Raw genomic sequence first — 17,521 nt, forward strand, 5'->3', positions numbered from 1 at the left:
GCCTTTACCGTTGAGCGAGTGAACGGGCGGCATTATGGTCGCCCGCGTGCCACGACTACAACTTGATACGCTCGACCTTGCCCACCAGCAAGATGTAGGACAGTGCACCGATCAATGCCAGCACCGAGATGTAGGTGATTGCCGGAGCAAAAGAATCACCCGTCGCGAGGAAGCCGATCACGATAGGCGTGGCAATCGCCGACAGGTTGCCGATGAAGTTGAACACCCCGCCGGTCAGCCCGAGCAAGCGTGCCGGAGCCAAGGTCGACACCAACGACCAGGTGATCGAAGCCAGGCCATTACCGAAGAATGCCAGCGCGAGGAAGGCGATCACCAACGGCGTCGACTCGACAAAGTTGGCGCCGATGATCGAAGTGGAAATCAGCAGGCCGCTGATGATCGGCAATTTGCGGGCGAAACCAACCGTGTAACCGCGACGGATCAAAAAGTCCGAGAAGAAACCGGAACACAGCACACCGATAAACGCGGCGAGAAACGGCAGCGATGCCAACAGGCCGGACTTGATGAAGTCCATGCCGCGATATTTCACCAGGTAGGTCGGGAACCAGGTGAGGAAAAACCACAGGGTCGAGTTGAGGCAGAACTGCCCGAGGTAGATGCCCCAGAGCTTGCGCTTGGTCAGGACGATGCCCAGGTCGGTCCAGCTGAATTTGGCTTTGACCTTGGCTTGTTCGGCCTGGATATCCACCAGCCCACCGCCCTCGCGGATCAGATCAATCTCTGCGTCATTGGCGCCTTTGAAATCCCGCGGCTCGCGATACACCGCGTACCAGATCACCGCCCACACAATGCCCACTGCGCCGGTGGCGACAAACACCATGTGCCAGCCGAATTCGTGCTGCAGCCAGGCCAGCACCGGTGTCAGGAAGGCCAGGCCGACGAATTGCCCGGAAGTGTAGAAACCGATGGCCGTCGCGCGCTCGCGCTCGGGGAACCAGGTGGTGACCACGCGGCTGTTGATCGGATAGGCCGGCGCTTCCAGGGCACCGACGGCCATGCGCAACACGAACAGCGCGATGAAGCTGGCGGCGAAGCCGAGCATCACCGTGGCCACCGACCACAGCAGCAAGGCGACGCTGTACAGAATCCGTGGCGGCACGCGATCCACCAGCCAGCCACCGGGAATCTGCATGGCGGCGTAGGTCCAGCCGAACGCGGAGAAGATCAGGCCGACGTGGATCGGGTCGATGCCCAGGTCACTGGTCAATGCCGGGGCGGCAATCGACAGGTTGCTACGGTCCAGGTAGTTGATCACCACGGTGATGAACAACAGCACCATGATGAAAAAACGCTTGCGGCTGGGCGTCACCAACGACGCCTGCCCGGTGAGGGTTTGCGGTTGCATGGGGGGTGCCTCTTCTTATGGTTATTGAGGTCGATTTTGAAGACGTACGCTAACCCCCTGTGGGAGCGAGCTTGCTCGCGATGACGGCGGCACATCCGACATTGATGTGACTGACAGGACGCTATCGTCGGAACGCCGCCCGGAGCAAGCTCGCTCCCACAGGGATAGGTGGTGGATCAGAGATCTCTCACCACTCGGCAAAACTGCCATCGGCGTGGCGCCAGATCGGGTTGCGCCAGCGGTGGCCGATGGCGGCGCGTTCGATCACGTATTCCTCGTTGATCTCGATTCCCAGGCCCGGGCCGTTCGGGATCTTCACGAAGCCCTGGTCGTAGTCGAACACCCGTGGGTCTTTGACGTAGTCGAGCAGGTCGTTGCTCTCGTTGTAATGGATGCCCAGGCTCTGTTCCTGGATGAACGCGTTGTAGCAGGCCGCGTCCAGTTGCAGGCACGCCGCCAGCGCAATCGGGCCCAGCGGGCAATGCAGCGCCAGCGCCACGTCGTAGGCTTCGGCCATGTTGGCGATCTTGCGGGTTTCGGTGATGCCACCGGCGTGGGACGCATCCGGCTGGATGATGTCGACGTAGCCTTCGCTGAGCACACGCTTGAAATCCCAGCGCGAGAACAGCCGTTCACCCAAAGCGATCGGCGTGCTGGTCAGCGGCGCCAGCTCTTTCAGCGCTTCGTAGTTTTCGCTGAGCACCGGCTCTTCGATGAACATCAGCTTGTACGGGTCAAGCTCCTTCATCAGCACCTTGGCCATGGGCTTGTGCACCCGGCCATGGAAGTCCACGCCGATGCCGACGTTCGGGCCGACGGCATCGCGCACGGCAGCGACGTTGGCCAGGGCCTGGTCGACCTTGTCGAACGTATCGAGGAATTGCAGTTCTTCGGTGCCGTTCATTTTCACCGCGGTAAAACCACGCTCGACCGCTTCTTTCGCCGCACGCGCGGTATCCGCCGGACGGTCGCCGCCGATCCACGAATACACACGAATCTTGTCCCGCACCTGACCACCCAGCAGGTCGCTGACCGACACGCCCAGCGCCTTGCCCTTGATGTCCCACAAGGCCTGGTCGATACCGGCCAGGGCACTCATGTGGATTGCGCCGCCGCGGTAGAAACCGCCGCGATAGAGCACGGTCCAGATGTCTTCGATGTTGCGCGGGTCTTTGCCGATCAGGTAGTCGGACAATTCTTCAACGGCAGCGGCGACGGTGTGGGCGCGGCCTTCGACCACGGGCTCACCCCAACCGGTGACGCCCTCGTCGGTTTCGACCTTGAGGAAGCACCAGCGCGGCGGAACGATGAAGGTGGTCAGTTTGGTGATTTTCATCTTTTGGCTCTCTTATTAGATGCAGCGCGCTCGGCGCTCAAAGAAGTCTTAGCGAAGGGCTTTCCAGGCAGCGACGTACGCCTTGGCATTGGCCGCCACTTGTTCCGCCGTCATGCCCGGTTTGAACAGACCGGAGCCGAGGCCGAAACCTTTGACGCCAGCGTCGATAAACACCTGCATGTTGTCCGGCGTGATGCCGCCGACCGGCGCCAGAATCGTTCCCGCCGGCAGCACTGCCAGCCAGGCTTTGACGACCGCCGGCCCCATCTGCTCGGCCGGGAACATCTTCAGCACATCCGCTCCTTCAGCCAGTGCCGCGAAGGCTTCGGTCGGCGTGGCGACACCCGGCGACAGGTAAAGCCCCGCCGCTTTCGCCGCGCGCAAGACCTTCGGATCGCTGTGGGGCATGACGATCACCTGGCCGCCCGCGGCTTTCACTTGCTCGACCTGCTCCGGCGTCAACACCGTGCCGGCACCGATCAGGCAATCGGCGGGCAAGGTACTGCGCAGGATGCGGATACTTTCGTACGGCTCAGGGGAATTGAGCGGCACTTCGATGACGCGAAATCCGGCGGCGTACAGGACTTCGCCGATGGCGGCCGCTTCCTGCGGGCGCAGGCCGCGCAGGATCGCAATCAGGCCGTTTTGCGCCAGGGCTTGTTTGAGCATGTCAGACCTCCAGTCAGGTTTAACGGGATGCGGTGCGCGTGACCAGGCCGGCAGCCAGCGCCAGTTGCCACAATCCGCATTCGGTGGCCTGTTCGGCCAGGGTCACCCGGGCAAAACCGCAGGCGTCGAGCGCACGGCTGTAGCGGGCACAGAGTTGGGTGTTGCCGATGAGGATGATCCAAGGCAGGTGCACGCTGTTGCGCCGGCGCCGCTGGACGTTGGCCAGGGCTGCCAACTCGTGGCCGATCAACAGGCCGGACAGGTAGTCCGCCTGGGCGGTGGCGCTCAATTCGCCGGTCAGCCCGAGACTGCGGGCGCTGAACATCGTCGACAGCGGACCGGTTTCACCGTCCGCCGACAACGCGACCTGCACGCCGCGATCAAACGCATCGCCATCGAAGGACCCGCCACGCTGCTGGGTGCGTCCGAGAATGCTGTGCTCGCTGAGCACGGCGAAGACTTCGCCGGTCATGAACGTATCGAAATGCACGATGCAGCCGTCGGCCACTTCCACCCATTTCGAATGGCTGCCCGGCAGGCCGATCAGCAGATCAGCACCCACCTCGCTCGTCAGGTTTTGCAGCACGCCGAGCACCTGGGTTTCTTCGCCGCGCATCACGTTCGGCAGAGGCGAACGCTCGATGACGCCTGGCACGATGTGCACATCGATGCCGCGCAGGCTGCGCACGGTTTGCAGGGAAGTACCGAGCGTGGCGACGTTCGCCGGCGTGTCGCGGTAGGCCGCTTCGCACCAGCCCTGGGCGCTGCCGACCATGCCGCAGGCAATCACCGGCAAATCCGGCTGGGCATCGAGCCAGTCACCGCAAGCCTCATCGAATGCCAGTTCAAAACCATCGGCGCATTCCCGGCCGCCAATGATTCGCGGCGCTTTCGGCAGCTGCATGATCCCCGACGACAGCGAACGCTGTTCGAGGACCAAGCCACCTTCAGCCAGTTTGTAAGCACGTAATGAGGTTGTCCCCCAGTCGAGCGCGATCAATTGCGCCTGCATCGCTTCACCTGTTTTGGTTTTTGGCAGTGAGTGAGCGGGACTATAAACCCTGGTGTTGCAAAATCTCAATATATAAATATCAATCCCATATTGTGAGACAATACAAAAAAAGATCGCAGCCTTCGGCAGCYCCTACAGGGAAACGCGAATTCCTGCGTAGGAGCTGCCGAAGGCTGCGATCTTTTAAGAAGTTTCAGTTACCCGATGCGAAATCCCGCAACACCGCTCCATCCATCCGATACCGAACCCACTCCTCCTGCGGCTGCGCGCCCAGGGATTTGTAGAATTCGATGGCCGGGGTATTCCACTCCAGCACGCTCCACTCGAAACGACCGCAGTCGTTGGCGCAGGCGATTTTCGCCAGATGCCGCAGCAGGGTCTTGCCCGCACCACCGCCGCGCTGTTGCGGGGTGATGTAGAGGTCTTCAAGGTACAGGCAATTGCTGCCCAGCCAGGTGGAATAGCTGAAGAAGAACACCGCGAAACCTATGGGTGCACCGTCGCGCAGGCAGATCAGGCCATGGGCGGTGGCGCCTTCGCTGAACAGGCTGCGCTCGATATCGGCAACGCTGGCGATGACTTCATGGCGGGCACGTTCGTAGTCGGCCAGTTCAGTGATGAACGCGAGGATTTGCGGTGCGTCACTGGGGGTCGCCGRGCGGATTTCGATCGTCATGGACGTGCCTTGTCAAAAGTGGAAAACGCCATACTAAGTCGGCGCGGTACTTGTGGCGAGGGAGCAAGCTCCCTCGCCACAAAAGCTGAATCACCACAACAGTGCAGATGCTTTACTCCGGCCAACACTAACCTTGGAATCGATAACCTCGGACCTAACATCCGCGCCGTGCGTGGTTAGATAGATGCGCTGCTCATTTAGCCGGTCAAGGAACCGCGTCATGTCTACCGCAACCCCCCCTGTCTCAAGCAAGTTGTTCGGTCTGTTTTGCCTCGCCAGTTACCTGTTGTCGTTGTCCTACGGTTCGACGTTTTTGCTGTCGTTGCTGATCGGCTCTCGCGGCGGTAACGAACACGACGCCGGCAGTGTGATTTCGGCGGCGATGCTCAGCACCTTTGCGGCGGTGATTGTTTCCGGTCATTTGTCCGACTTGCTCGGTGCCGCCCGATCGGTGGCGCTGTTCGGTGTATTGCTGGTAGCGGCCAGCCTGGGCTTCGCCCTGACCCCGGGCTTCGGTCATCTGCTGTTGTTTTTCGGGCTGCTGCTGGGCCTGGGCTGGGGCGTGTTCTACACCCTCGGGCCGATCATCGTGGCGAGTCTGGTGACACCCGCGCAGCGCGCCAGATACTTCGCCCTGCTGTCGGGCAGCATGATGACCGGGATCGGTAGCGGCCCGTTGCTCGGTCGCGCGGCGAGTGCACTCGGTTATCCGGTGACGGCGGCGTTTTACCTGGCGGCGCTGGCCAGCCTGATCGGCGTATTGCTGTTCTGGCGCCTGGATCGACAACTGAAACCGGCGCCCGCGCAATCTGGCAGCGTGTCGCGGATTTCCTGGCGCGCAGCGGCTCAGGTGCTGTCGTCCAGGGCCGTATTCCCGATCATCATGGTCGGTCTCGGCGGCTGCGTGTTCGGTGGTCTGTCGAGCTTTCAAACCAGTTATGCCGCGGCGCGCTCGCTCGACTATTCGTTGTTCTTCCTCGGCTTCATGAGCGCGGCGATCAGCGGCCGCATGCTGGTTGCCGGTTTCGTGGTCAAGCGCGATCCATTCCGTGCAWCGTGCGTGCTTTCGGGGTTGATGCTGGCATCGATCGTGATGTTCGGTTTTGTCGTCGACAGCAGCTTCAGCTACGTGCTCGCGGCGGCGATGCTCGGGATCGGTTACGGCCTGACCTACTCGGTGATCAACGGTCTGGCCGCCAATGAAGCGCCGAACGGCACCACTGCGCAATCCTTGCTGCTGTTCAGCCTGTCGTACTTCATCGGCGTGTTCGGCTTTCCCTTGCTGGCAGGGAAAATCATCGTCGAGCAAGGCATGGCCACACTATTGCTCACGGTGCTGGCGGTGGCTGCGCTCAACTGGATGATCACCGTGGGCCGCTTGATCTGGCGTAGAGCCACAGCGGTCAGGGCATTGGAGCAGGCCTGAGCCGTTCGTCGCTAACAATGCACCCATCCGGATCGAAGGCGGACTAATCAGGTAAGGACTCTACCCGTTGGAGACAACACCATGATCCTGTCCAGGTTGACTGCCCTCGCCCTCGCCGCCCTGCTGTCTTCTGCCGCGTTCGCCGGGACCATCGGCTCGAGCACCGGCCCGACCAACCCGGTTGAAAAGCCCAGGGCACCGGCGATCCAGAGTGCTCCAGGCATGAACACCGATGGCACGACGATCGACCACAACCTCCCGCCTGCCACCGGCACCGACCCGCGAACCCAGGGCAATGACATGGATCGTCAGGGCGGGACTAATCTGCCGGACAAAAAAAAGCCCGGCAGTGGTGGCCTCGGTTCAAGCACCACCGAGGACGAGGAAAGCAATATGAGCCAGTAATGAAGCCAGGAGAAATCCCATGCCTCGTGGAAGTAAAACCAAATACACGGCCGAGCAAAAACGCAAGGCGCAACACATCGAAGACAGTTACGAAAGCAAAGGCCTTTCAAAGAACGAAGCCGAAGCCCGCGCTTGGGCGACAGTGAATAAACAGTCCGGTGGCGGCGAACGGGCCGGTGGGTCGGGGCGCAAGAAACCGGCCAGTGCAAAGTCGGCAAATCGCAAGGAGTCGGCGCGTCGAGCGGTGGCCACTCGTGAGGGGCACTCACGCGATAGCGCTGCATCCAGAGAGGCCCAGACGGTCGATAGTTTGAGGAAGGAAGCACGAGCGAAGGACATTCCCGGGCGGTCCTCGATGCGCAAGCAAGAGCTGATCGAGGCGTTGCGCAAGGCGGGTTAAGACCAACTGTTTTGTGTCGAAGCGGATGCCCTCATCGCGGGCAAGCCCGCTCCCACAGGGGACCGCGTTCGTCTGAACAACCCGGTCAACTGTGGGAGCGAACGTGCTCCGGGCGGCGATCCGACGATGAGGCCGGCAAATCCAACATCAATGTTGGCTGATATTCCGTCATCGCGAGCAAGCTCGCTCCCACAGGTGTAATGGGCGTCAGCGTTGTTTCAGGCGGTCAATGACGACAGCCAACAGCAGAATCGAACCCCGAATCACATACTGATAAAACGTATCGATGTTCTTCAGGTTCATCGCATTCTCGATGATCGCCAGAATCAGCACCCCGGCGATCACGTGCCGGATCATGCCGATCCCGCCACTCAACGACACCCCGCCCAGCACGCAGGCCGAGATCACCGTCAGCTCGAAACCCTGACCGATCATCGGTTGTCCGGAGGTCATGCGCGATGCCAGGATTACCCCGGCCAACGCACCGATCACGCCATGCACGGTAAAGATGATGATCTTGGTCCGGTCGACATTCACACCGGCCAGCAGCGCCGCTTCCTGGTTGCCGCCAATGGCCATGGTGTTGCGCCCGTAGGTGGTGTAGTTCAGCAGCCAGCCGAAGAACAGGAAGCAGATGATGGTGATCAGGATTGGCACCGGCACGCCGAACAACTGGCCGTTACCGAACACAAAGAACGATTCCTGGGACACCCCCACCGCTTTACCGTTGGCGAAGATGTAGGCCAGGCCGCGTACGATTTGCATGGTCGCCAGCGTGGTGATCAGCGCGTTGACTCGCAGCTTGGCAATCACGATGCCGTTGATCAGCCCGACGATCAGGCCCATCACCAGCGCCGCACAGACTCCGAGAAACACGCTGTCGGTGTCGCGCATCACCACCGCCGCGACTACTCCGGCGCAGGCAATCACAGAGCCCACCGACAAGTCGAAATGCCCGGACGCCAGGCAATACAACATGGTGCACGCCGCGATCCCGGTGGTGGAAATCGCCAGGCCCAGGCCACGCATGTTCAGCGGCGAAAGGAAGTTGTCGATCATCAGGGTACAGAGCACGAAGATTCCGACGGCGGCCAGCAGCATTACCCAGTCATCGAGAAAACGCCGCATATCCAGGGGTTTGCGCGTGGTCGGCAGGGTGTTGTCTTGGGTTGTCATCATAGTCACCTCTCAGTTCGCCACGCCGTCGTCGCGTTGGCGCGGCAAAGCCAGTTGCAGCAGGTTGGATTCATTGGCCTGGTCGCGGCTCAGCTCGCCACGCAGGGCGCCTTCGCACAGCACCAGGATGCGGTCGGAAATACCCATGACTTCCATCAAGTCACTGGACACCACAATCACCGCGATCCCCTCGGCCGCCAGGTTATGGATGATCTGGTAGATCTCGGCCTTGGCACCGATGTCGATGCCGCGGGTGGGTTCGTCGAGCAGCAGCACTTTCATCGGCATCGACAGCCAGCGGCCGAGAATGGCCTTCTGCTGGTTACCGCCGGAAAGAAACCTGATCTGCTGCCCGGCGTGGGGCGTTTTCACCTTGAGCGCCTTGATCTGCTGGTCGGCGTTGTCCTTCTCCCACAGCCCGCGCAACAGGCAACCGAAGGTGGAGTTGGCGCCGCGGGCGCTGATGTTGATGTTCTCGGCGACGCTGGCCAGCGGCAGGATGCCTTCCTTCTTGCGGTCCTCGGGGCACAACAGGACCCCGGCGGCAATCGCGTCCCGGGGTGAACGCAGCTTCAGTTCATGGCCACGAAGTTTCAGCTGTCCGGCGCTGTGGCGCGCCAGGCCGCTGAGCAAGCGCAACAGCTCGGTGCGACCGGCACCGACCAGCCCGAACAGCCCGAGGATTTCGCCCTTGTGCACCTCGAAACTCACCGGCTCACGCAACCCCGGCCCAAGCAAACCGTCGACCTTGAGCGCCACGGCGCCGCGCTGACGGGGGCGGTAATCGTAGATGTCCTGAATGTCACGACCGACCATGCAGGTGACCAGTTGATCGTGGGTCAACTGGCCCATGTCCTCGAACGTGCGCACGTATCGCCCGTCCTTGAACACCGTCACAGCATCACAAATGCGAAACACCTCTTCCATGCGATGGGACACGTAGAGCACCACTTTGCCCTCGTCCCGCAGCCGGCCGATGATCGCCATCAAGCGCTCGATCTCCCGCGCCGAAAGGCTGCTGGTGGGTTCGTCGAAGGCAATCACATGGGCGCCACGGGACAAAGCCTTGGCGATTTCCACCAATTGCCGCTGGCCGAGGGACAGGCGCCCGACTTTCTCTTGCGGGTCGATTTCATCGGCCAGGCCTTTGAGACAGGCCAGTGCCTGCTGGCGCAGGGCACCGCGGTTGATCAAGYCGAAACTGGCCGGCAGATGCCCGAGAAACAGGTTCTCCGCCACGGTCATTTCCGGCACCAGATGCAGCTCCTGATGGATCACCGCGACGCCACTGCCGATGCTGTCGGCGGTGGACTTGAAGTCCATCGCCCGCTCGCCGATCTGCAAGGCACCGCTGCTGGGCGTATAGGCCCCGCCGAGGATTTTCAGCAGCGTCGACTTGCCGGCACCGTTCTCGCCCATCAAGGCATGAACCTGCCCCGGATGGGCGACGAAGCTGATGTTGTCCAGCGCCTTCACACCGGGAAAGGTCTTGCCGATCCCGTTGAAGCGCAAGCTGCCGCTGTGTTGTTGTGTATTTGTTTGCGCGTGCATAACCCACCTCTTCAAACCGGTCAGGCAGCCCCGTCGCCGAGGCCGCCGCTGAAATCAAACGGTCGTCAGTTCCACAGGCCGATCTTTTCCAGTTCCTGCTTGAAGTTGTCGCGGGTGATCAGCGTCACGTCGTCCATGGCGGTGAATTTCGCCGGTTCAGTGCCGGTGGTGACCCACTCGTACATCATGCTCGCGGTGTTGTAGCCCTCGATGTGCGGGCTTGGCAGCATCGAGCCGTAGAAGCCGCTGTCGGGTTTCTTCAGCTCGCCGATGGCGTCGGTACCGTTGATACCGATGCCGATCACGTTGGCCGCAGCGAAACCGGCGCTCTCGGTGGCGCGCACGCCGCCGAGGACGGTGTTGTCGTTCATGCCACCAATGATCAGGTTCTTCGCCGCACCCGGCAGTTTCACCAGGGCGGAGTTGGTGGCGTCCATGCTGCCTGGTACGTCGAGGGTCTTGAGGGCCGCGAACAGGATGTGGTCTTTCGGCATGCCGGCGTCTTCGAGTGCCTTGACCGAGCCGTCGGTGCGCTTCTTGCCAGTGTCGAGTTCGTTGTAGGTGTTGATCACCGCATAGGTGTCTTTCCAGTCCCAGCCGCGCTTCTTCGCCTCGGTGGCCATGGCATTGCCCTGCTTCTGGCCGACTTCGAACGCGGCCATGCCGAGGTACGGCACATCCTCCATGAACTTGCCGCTGGCATCGACGAAACGGTCATCGACGGCAATCACCTTCAGCCCGTTGAGTTTGGCCTTGGCCATGATCGCMGGTCCCAGGGACACGTCCGGCGGGCAGATCACGAAGCCYTTGGCGCCGTTGGCCGCGAGGCTGTCGATGGCAGAAAGGGTTTTCTCACCGTCCGGCACGGCGATCTTGATCAGGGTGAAGCCCTTCTCTTTCCCGGCCTTTTCGGCAAAGGCCCATTCGGTCTGGAACCAGGGTTCTTCCGCTTGCTTGACCAGAAAACCGATTTTCACTTGCTCGGCCGCCAGCAGCGTGCTGCTCAGGCTGACCGCCGAGACCGCCAACGCGGCACAGCAAAGGGAACGGATAGCATGACGACGATTCATAAGCTGACTCCTTGTTATTGTTCTTGAGCGTTCTTTGAAAGCGTTCTTTGTAAACAAAGGACGGTAAAACCGTACTGCCAATAGTCATATCGTATGATGATTGTATTTCAGACGTAGTAATGCGCCTGAAAGCCCGATGACTCAGTCGTGGTACATCACCGAGCGCCCGCCATCGATAGTGATGCACGAGGCATTGATGAACGGCGCTTCATCGCTGGCCAGGAACACGGCGGTCATTGCCACTTCGATCGGCTGACCGATGCGACGCGGCGGGTGCAGGTCAAACGCGCGTTGGCGTTCGGCGTGGGGGTCGGCGAAACCGTTCCAGTAATCGATGTTGATCTGGGTTTCGATATAGCCCGGCGCGATGGCATTGACGCGGATGCCCTTGGCCGCATATTCGATGCCCAGCGCGCGGGTCAGGCCGAGCAGGCCATGCTTGGCCACCGGGTACGGAAAGCAGCCCGGAATGATGTGGGAGGAATGGGTGGAGGCAATGTTGATGATGCTGCCGATGCCCTGCTCGATCATCTGTGGCAGCACCGCCTTGCAACCGTACCAGGCGCCATCGAGGTCGATGGCAAAGCAGCGATGCCAGTCTTCTTCGGTCATTTCCAGCGGGTCACGGAATACGTTGACCCCGGCGCAGTTGACCAGCACGTCGATCCGGCCATGCAGGTCAATCGCCAGCCGGGCCATGGCGTGCAGATCCTGTTGACGCGACACGTCGGCCTTGATCGCCACCACATCGGCGCCTTTGTCTCGCCAATGTGCTGCGACTTTCTCGACTTTCTCGGCCTGAATGTCACTGATGATCAGCCTGGCCTGCTGGGACGCGAAGGTCGCCACAATCGCTTCGCCGATACCCTGGGCGGCACCGGTCAGCAACACGACCTTGTTTTTCAGGCGTTCGCCCTTGGGCGGTTCGGGCACCGGTGGCAATGACAGTGGTTCAGCCATGGATCAAGACTCCTGTTCGAAGACACGACGAAAACCGGGCATCTGTCGATGTCCGGTCAAAAGGCGCTGGGTAGGAAACAGGTGAGTGCGAAAACGTTTCAGCTCGGAAACGCTCTGAGGCACAGGCTCCGCAAGGGAGCACGGGGGAACTTCGCTGCATCACTTCACCTGTTTTGTTTTTTTGAGTGTGAGTGCATGTAACTGGTGAGGCCGACTATAAACCCGGCCCGCGACAAATCTCAATATATATATTTGCATCCCATACTATGGGATTTACCCAGCAAAACGCGTGCATTGCTTTCCAGGCACATCCACTGGAATCGACAACACGGCCCCATCCAACGGATGGCCCAGCGGACTGGCTGCGCTGGTGATGTACAGGGTTTTCAGGTCTGCACCACCAAACACGCAACTGGTGGGACGACTGATCGGCAATTCGATGATCCGATCGACTTTGCCGCCAGGGCTCAACCTGAGCAGGCAGCTGCCGTCCCAACGGGCATTCCAGATAAAACCTTCGGCATCCATCGCCGAACCGTCCGGGCCGCCACGTTCGTGCGGACCAAACCAGAGCTGCGGCGCATCGAGGGCTCCGTCGGTACGGATGAAATGTCGATACAAGGTGCCGTCGAGGCTGTCGCCGAAATACACGGTGGTGGCGTCATCGCTCCACAACAGCGTGTTGGGAATGCCCAGGTTACGCAGCAGCGGCGCGACCCGCCCGGCGCGATCGATGCGCAACAGTCCACCGGAACGGCGGACGATGGGCAGGTCTTCACCGTGTTCTCCGATGTTGTTTTGCATGGTGCCGAGCCAGAGCTGGCCCTGGGCGTCGCAGCGGGCTTCGTTGGGGCGGTTGCCCGGTTGCGGATCGGCCACGCAGAACAATGTCAGGCGCGGTTCCAGGCCAGGAGAGTCGAGATCGAGCCGATAAACCCCACTGCTCAATGTCACCAGCGCATCGCCGCTTTCGCAGGGAATGAAGGACGACACATGCTCCGGCATCTGCCAGATCTGCACATTGGAGCCGATCAACCGCAACGCCTGTTTACCCGCGATATCCACCCAATACAGCGCCTGGGTCGGCGCATCCCAGAACGGGCCTTCACCCAGTTTCGCCCGATGCCCGGTAACCGCCGTCAAAGTCATGAAACCTCCTGCAGGGTTCTTGTTTTCATGTGGGGATTTTCGTTGTCAGCTGGCCTTTTTATCGGCCATGACTTGCGGGTAGTAGCGTTTGATCGCCAGGTCCGCGTTATCGATCAGGGTCATGCAGGCCCAGACACCCCGGGCGGTATCACGGGCCGCGATAGCCTCGGCCAGGTCCCGGTGAATCGGCAAGGTGCGGCGCAGTTCATCCGGGTCGGCGGCGGACACTTCAAAGGCCACCGCCAGCAACGCGCCGAGAGCGGGAACCATTTGCTCGATGAATTGATTGTGGCTGGCAGCGAGGATGCACTCGTGGAAGAGCTGGTCGGCACGGTTGTAATCGATGCCGCTGTCCACAGCCTGTTCCAGCGCGTTGCAGGCCAGCAGGATCGCGTTCACCTGTTCGCCGGTTGCACGCTCGCAGGCCCAGCGCACGGCCATCGGTTCGATGGTACGGCGCAGRTCGAGCAGATCGTCGACGAAGTTTTCCGGCAAGCCGCTGCGCGACAACCAGCCGACGACTTGTGGATCGAAGAGGTTCCAGCGCCGCACCGGCAACACCCGCGTGCCGACCTTCGGGCCGACTTCGAGCATGCCTTTGGCAACCAGGGTCTTGATGGCTTCACGGATGACCGTGCGGCTTACACCAAGTTGTTCGCCGAGGTCGGCTTCGACCTTGAGTGACTCACCCGGCTTGACCTGCCCCGTGGCGAGCCAGCATCCCAGCCAATCAACGGTCGAAGCATGAAAGCTGCTGGACATGGACACCTCAAAGCCGTATGTGATGGAAGCTCACGCTAATCATCATACGATTGGATGTCAAATAAAAAAGATCGCAGCCTGCGGCAGCTCCTACAGGGAAATGTGGACTCCTGTAGGAGCTGCCGCAGGCTGCGATCTTTTCAAGGCTCAAGACCGATGGGGAAGAACTCGCCGCCACTCCAGACACCGAGCCAGCGCTGGCCGTCGATCTCGCGGCTCACCGCCAGCTCCACCAATTGATAGAACACGTTGCGATGGATCAAGGCTTCAAGATTGCTGCGCACATGCACATAAGGGGCCGGTTCCTGCGTTACCGGATCGATGACCACGCGCATCGGATGCTCGGCACCGGCCTCGGTGGTTTCATCGACGTTGGTGGTAAAGCGCAACACCTGCGCCTCGCCCTCGCCTTCCACGTCCACCGCAATCGCCACGAACGGCGCATCGGCGACCTTGATGCCGACCTTTTCGACCGGCGTGATCAGGAAATAATCATCGCCGTCGCGGCGAATGATGGTGGAGAACAGCTTGACCATCGGCTTGCGCCCGATCGGCGTGCCCAGGTAATACCAGGTGCCGTCGCGGGCGATGCGCATGTCGATGTCGCCGCAGAAATCGGGATTCCACAGGTGCACCGGCGGCAAGCCTTTGGTCTTGGGGATTTGCCCCAGCAGGTCGTTGGCTTTTTGCGGGCCACTCATGGTGTTCTCCTTGAAATTACTGGTCGCTGAGCCCCAGCAGGCTGCGCGCATATTGTTCCAGCGGCGGGCCCATCAGGTCTTCGGGTTTTTTATCGTGGAACGTCAGTAAACCGCCACGACTCTTGATGGTCGCAGTATCAATCAAATACTGGGTGCTGGTCTCGATCAACATGATCTGAATCATACCGCTGTCGATGCCGAGACGATCCAGGGCTTCCTGATCCAGCCACTCGTCCGAGTTGCCGATACGGTCGTCAGACTTGGCAAATCGGGTGTAGAGCAGATAGTGCGCACCGGCGGCACGGGCTTCGCCCATGGCATGGTCGAGGCCTTGGGGCGTACGGGCACGGCGGACCATCGGGAAGTATTCGACGAAGCCATCGAACGCGACTTCGGCAATCACGTTGGGCCGTGGGTAAACGGAGCTGCCCGCAGGCATGAAAGCGCCCTGGGCGATGTAGACGAACGAGTCCGGCTGAATGCGCAGATTGTTTACGCGACGACTGTCGCTGTGATCGAGTAACCCCGCATCGCTCATATGGTAACGAGTCCCTTCGGCCATATCGCTGACGTTCATGCAGCCACCAAGTGCCAAAACGGCCAGCAGCAAAACCAGGCTACGCATCCTATCCTCCCAGAGGCCGGTGTCGGAAAACCGGCGAATGGCCGTAGGATGCAGCTTTTGCGCCAGCTCATGAGCATTGTTGACTTATCTATAGCCATCGCGAGCAAGCTCGCTCCTACAAGGATTTACGCAAAACCTTGTGGGAGCGTGGCTTGCCCGCGATGAGGCCGGTTCAACCGCCGATAATCTTCATGACAGTCGCGCCACCAGAGAACGCCACTTCCTGCTTGTCCCCCAAGGCCTTCACCAGAAGCCTCTGCAAGGCCGGCAGCGCCTGGTGGCGCGGCTTGTCCAGCAGGTCGCCGATGTAATGGCGATTACTCGACGACAGGCAGCCATGCAGCCACCCGGTGGAGGATAAACGCAAGCGTGAACAGGTACGGCAGAAAGGCACACTTTCATTGGCGATCACGCCGAAATAACCCAGGCCGGGAATTTCATAGCGAACGGCCGTCGCATCGACCGGGGCATCGGCCTGCAGATACTCGTAGCGCTCGCCGATCAGGCTCAGCAATTGCTGGAGGCTGACGAACTGTTGCAGAAAAGCATTGGAATCGTTGGCCAGGTGGCCCATGCGCATCAGCTCGATGAAGCGCAGTTCATAACCGCGCTCCAGGCAGTAGTCGAGCAGCGGCATCACCTGATCAAGGTTCTGCCCGCGCAGCGGTACCATGTTGACCTTGATCTTCATGCCGGCCGCACTGGCCTCGTTCATGCCGTCGAGCACGGTGGCCAGGTCGCCGCCCCGGGCAATGGTGCGGAACGCATTGGCGTCGAGAGTATCGAGGGAAACGTTGAGGCGCCGAATGCCGGCGTTCACCAGCAGTGGCAGTTTCTTCGCCAGCAACTGGCCATTGGTAGTCAGGCTGATATCTTCCAGGCCCATCTGCCCGACCGCCGTCATGAACGCTTCGAGTTTCGGGCTGACCAGCGGCTCGCCGCCGGTAATGCGCAGACGCTCGATCCCCGCCGCTTCAATCAGATAAGCCACACCGCGCGCCATGGCTTCGGCCGACAACTCATCCTGCGCAGCCACCAGCCGCTTGCCGTTGGGCACACAGTAGGTACAGGCGTAATTGCAGGCTGAGGTCAGACTGATTCGCAAGTTGCGAAAACGCCTGCCTTGACGGTCAACGATCATGGTCACTCCGGCGGAAGAATATCGGGCCGCTAAAACTTGACCCAGAAATCAAGTTTTAGCAAGTCCTCTACCTGAGTATATTCCTGCGGCACTGCGCCAAGTAGCGAAATCATGGCGCAATAAGGCAACTGAATGGCTCAGCTGCCGGGCGTGTCGGTGTCACGCTTGCGCTTGTTGCCCATGCGCACGCCGATGTCCATCAGGAACTGGAAGAAACCTTCCTGATCTTCCAGCACGTTGCTCCAGAACGGCGAGTGGTACAGCGCGACAGCACCGTGCACCAACGCCCAGGCCGCGCAGTAATGGAAGTAAGGCGGTACATCTTCCAGCTTGCCTTCACTGATCCGGCCTTTGATCAGCAGGGTCAGGCGTTCGAAGTTCGAGGCACGGATCTTGTGCAGTTCCTCGATCATCTCCGGCACCTGGTTGCCCTTGACCACTTTCTCTTCGAGGCGGTCGAACAGGCGATAGCGTTGTGGATCGCGCATGCGGAATTCGAAGTACGCCCGGGACAAGGCTTCCTTGTCCTTGTCGACATCGGCCGAATGCAGCAGTGTGTTCAAATCGCGCTCGTAGTCGAGCATCAGGCGCAGATAGATTTCCGCCTTGGACTTGAAGTGCTTGTAGATCGTGCCTTTGCCGATACCGACGGCATCAGCAATCATCTCGACGGTGACACTGTCTTCACCTTGTTCGAGGAACAGCTTGAGCGCGGTATCGAGAATTTCCTGCTCGCGGCGACGAAATTCACGGACCTTACGAGGTTCTTTATGCATAAGAAAAGGTCTGTCGGGGTCAAAATTCGAAGCCGCGTATTATGCCTAACTTGCGCCAAAATGCACGGATCATCCGACCATATCTGCGCTTTCTGGTCATTCTGCGCACGTTTACAGGGTGATGAGAACTCTTCCGAAGCGCACGTATTCCAAATTTGTTTAAAAACCCTGACCCGCAAACTGGACTAGGCGCAATCCTGATCAATACTTGAACTGTCGGCGGGGCATCTCCCCCAAGTGTCACGCCGATATTGGTACCGACGGACCGCGTACCATTGTTTTACTCCTAATGGTCTTAACCCGGATTCACCCCCCAGAAC

18 protein-coding genes are annotated in these 17,521 nt (G+C 60.3%); 3 read left to right on the plus strand and 15 right to left on the minus strand.

The genetic code is table 11. The features are described from left to right. Positions 1-55 precede the first annotated feature (55 nt). The 5 genes from AC1DVH_RS10415 to AC1DVH_RS10435 all read right to left on the minus strand — a co-directional run bounded on the left by AC1DVH_RS10415 (position 56) and on the right by AC1DVH_RS10435 (position 5,059). Positions 56-1,366 carry an MFS transporter gene (locus tag AC1DVH_RS10415; protein WP_223533892.1) on the minus strand — a complete coding sequence of 437 codons (1,311 nt, stop codon included), beginning with the start codon at positions 1,364-1,366 and terminating at the stop codon, positions 56-58. Between the two features lie 187 nt (positions 1,367-1,553). Beyond that, positions 1,554-2,702, minus strand: a complete 1,149-nt coding sequence (dgoD, locus tag AC1DVH_RS10420) for a galactonate dehydratase (RefSeq protein ID WP_007977010.1) — start codon at positions 2,700-2,702, stop codon at positions 1,554-1,556. A 48-nt stretch (positions 2,703-2,750) separates the two neighbouring features. After that, positions 2,751-3,371: a 2-dehydro-3-deoxy-6-phosphogalactonate aldolase gene (locus tag AC1DVH_RS10425; RefSeq protein WP_477753727.1), complete on the minus strand. Its 621-nt coding sequence runs from the start codon at positions 3,369-3,371 to the stop codon at positions 2,751-2,753. A 19-nt stretch (positions 3,372-3,390) separates the two neighbouring features. Next, positions 3,391-4,383: a 2-dehydro-3-deoxygalactonokinase gene (locus AC1DVH_RS10430; RefSeq protein WP_477753728.1), complete on the minus strand. Its 993-nt coding sequence runs from the start codon at positions 4,381-4,383 to the stop codon at positions 3,391-3,393. Positions 4,384-4,576: 193 nt separating this feature from the next. Beyond that, the gene (locus AC1DVH_RS10435; RefSeq protein WP_477753729.1) at positions 4,577-5,059 is read right to left on the minus strand and encodes an N-acetyltransferase family protein; all 483 of its coding nucleotides are present in this window, start codon (positions 5,057-5,059) and stop codon (positions 4,577-4,579) included. A gap of 220 nt (positions 5,060-5,279) precedes the next feature. On the opposite strand from AC1DVH_RS10435, the gene AC1DVH_RS10440 reads away from it, so the two are divergent. From AC1DVH_RS10440 to AC1DVH_RS10450, 3 genes are all read left to right on the plus strand, one after another. Further along, positions 5,280-6,485, plus strand: coding sequence for an MFS transporter (locus AC1DVH_RS10440; protein WP_477753730.1), 1,206 nt, complete (start codon positions 5,280-5,282; stop codon positions 6,483-6,485). Between the two features lie 81 nt (positions 6,486-6,566). Then, the gene (locus tag AC1DVH_RS10445) at positions 6,567-6,890 is read left to right on the plus strand and encodes a hypothetical protein (protein WP_477753731.1); all 324 of its coding nucleotides are present in this window, start codon (positions 6,567-6,569) and stop codon (positions 6,888-6,890) included. 19 nt (positions 6,891-6,909) lie between these two features. Next, entirely contained in the window at positions 6,910-7,290 is a 381-nt protein-coding gene (locus AC1DVH_RS10450; protein WP_477753732.1) for a Rho termination factor N-terminal domain-containing protein, read from the plus strand. Between the two features lie 207 nt (positions 7,291-7,497). Here AC1DVH_RS10450 and araH read toward each other — a convergent pair whose 3' ends face one another. The 10 genes from araH to AC1DVH_RS10500 all read right to left on the minus strand — a co-directional run bounded on the left by araH (position 7,498) and on the right by AC1DVH_RS10500 (position 17,201). Beyond that, positions 7,498-8,466, minus strand: coding sequence for an L-arabinose ABC transporter permease AraH (araH, locus tag AC1DVH_RS10455; protein WP_477753733.1), 969 nt, complete (start codon positions 8,464-8,466; stop codon positions 7,498-7,500). A gap of 12 nt (positions 8,467-8,478) precedes the next feature. Further along, the gene (gene araG, locus AC1DVH_RS10460) at positions 8,479-10,017 is read right to left on the minus strand and encodes an L-arabinose ABC transporter ATP-binding protein AraG (protein WP_477753734.1); all 1,539 of its coding nucleotides are present in this window, start codon (positions 10,015-10,017) and stop codon (positions 8,479-8,481) included. Between the two features lie 65 nt (positions 10,018-10,082). Next, positions 10,083-11,087: a substrate-binding domain-containing protein gene (locus tag AC1DVH_RS10465; RefSeq protein ID WP_223459570.1), complete on the minus strand. Its 1,005-nt coding sequence runs from the start codon at positions 11,085-11,087 to the stop codon at positions 10,083-10,085. Positions 11,088-11,228: 141 nt separating this feature from the next. After that, on the minus strand, positions 11,229-12,047 hold the full coding sequence (locus AC1DVH_RS10470) for an SDR family oxidoreductase (protein WP_477753735.1): 819 nt from the start codon (positions 12,045-12,047) through the stop codon (positions 11,229-11,231). A gap of 273 nt (positions 12,048-12,320) precedes the next feature. Next, the gene (locus tag AC1DVH_RS10475) at positions 12,321-13,196 is read right to left on the minus strand and encodes an SMP-30/gluconolactonase/LRE family protein (RefSeq protein WP_477753736.1); all 876 of its coding nucleotides are present in this window, start codon (positions 13,194-13,196) and stop codon (positions 12,321-12,323) included. Positions 13,197-13,241: 45 nt separating this feature from the next. Continuing rightward, on the minus strand, positions 13,242-13,958 hold the full coding sequence (locus AC1DVH_RS10480) for a FadR/GntR family transcriptional regulator (protein ID WP_477753737.1): 717 nt from the start codon (positions 13,956-13,958) through the stop codon (positions 13,242-13,244). A 140-nt stretch (positions 13,959-14,098) separates the two neighbouring features. Next, positions 14,099-14,659, minus strand: coding sequence for a DUF1285 domain-containing protein (locus AC1DVH_RS10485; protein WP_477753738.1), 561 nt, complete (start codon positions 14,657-14,659; stop codon positions 14,099-14,101). 16 nt (positions 14,660-14,675) lie between these two features. After that, positions 14,676-15,284: a DUF4823 domain-containing protein gene (locus AC1DVH_RS10490; RefSeq protein WP_477753739.1), complete on the minus strand. Its 609-nt coding sequence runs from the start codon at positions 15,282-15,284 to the stop codon at positions 14,676-14,678. A gap of 172 nt (positions 15,285-15,456) precedes the next feature. Next, entirely contained in the window at positions 15,457-16,425 is a 969-nt protein-coding gene (locus AC1DVH_RS10495; RefSeq protein WP_477753740.1) for a GTP 3',8-cyclase MoaA, read from the minus strand. 137 nt (positions 16,426-16,562) lie between these two features. Continuing rightward, on the minus strand, positions 16,563-17,201 hold the full coding sequence (locus tag AC1DVH_RS10500; RefSeq protein WP_108215361.1) for a TetR/AcrR family transcriptional regulator: 639 nt from the start codon (positions 17,199-17,201) through the stop codon (positions 16,563-16,565). Positions 17,202-17,521: the final 320 nt, after the last annotated feature.

It is taken from the genome of Pseudomonas sp. P4_C3 (genome assembly GCF_056402075.1).

Excerpts from the sequence above, each read along its gene's own strand:
- AC1DVH_RS10430 (WP_477753728.1), bottom strand. The coding sequence starts at position 4,383 with ATGCAGGCGCAATTGATCGCGCTCGACTGGGGGACAACCTCATTACGT.
- AC1DVH_RS10485 (WP_477753738.1), bottom strand. The coding sequence starts at position 14,659 with ATGAGTGGCCCGCAAAAAGCCAACGACCTGCTGGGGCAAATCCCCAAG.
- AC1DVH_RS10425 (WP_477753727.1), bottom strand. The coding sequence starts at position 3,371 with ATGCTCAAACAAGCCCTGGCGCAAAACGGCCTGATTGCGATCCTGCGC.
- AC1DVH_RS10445 (WP_477753731.1), top strand. The coding sequence starts at position 6,567 with ATGATCCTGTCCAGGTTGACTGCCCTCGCCCTCGCCGCCCTGCTGTCT.
- AC1DVH_RS10470 (WP_477753735.1), bottom strand. The coding sequence starts at position 12,047 with ATGGCTGAACCACTGTCATTGCCACCGGTGCCCGAACCGCCCAAGGGC.
- AC1DVH_RS10450 (WP_477753732.1), top strand. The coding sequence starts at position 6,910 with ATGCCTCGTGGAAGTAAAACCAAATACACGGCCGAGCAAAAACGCAAG.
- AC1DVH_RS10475 (WP_477753736.1), bottom strand. The coding sequence starts at position 13,196 with ATGACTTTGACGGCGGTTACCGGGCATCGGGCGAAACTGGGTGAAGGC.
- AC1DVH_RS10500 (WP_108215361.1), bottom strand. The coding sequence starts at position 17,201 with ATGCATAAAGAACCTCGTAAGGTCCGTGAATTTCGTCGCCGCGAGCAG.
- AC1DVH_RS10415 (WP_223533892.1), bottom strand. The coding sequence starts at position 1,366 with ATGCAACCGCAAACCCTCACCGGGCAGGCGTCGTTGGTGACGCCCAGC.
- AC1DVH_RS10495 (WP_477753740.1), bottom strand. The coding sequence starts at position 16,425 with ATGATCGTTGACCGTCAAGGCAGGCGTTTTCGCAACTTGCGAATCAGT.
- araH (WP_477753733.1), bottom strand. The coding sequence starts at position 8,466 with ATGACAACCCAAGACAACACCCTGCCGACCACGCGCAAACCCCTGGAT.
- dgoD (WP_007977010.1), bottom strand. The coding sequence starts at position 2,702 with ATGAAAATCACCAAACTGACCACCTTCATCGTTCCGCCGCGCTGGTGC.
- AC1DVH_RS10490 (WP_477753739.1), bottom strand. The coding sequence starts at position 15,284 with ATGCGTAGCCTGGTTTTGCTGCTGGCCGTTTTGGCACTTGGTGGCTGC.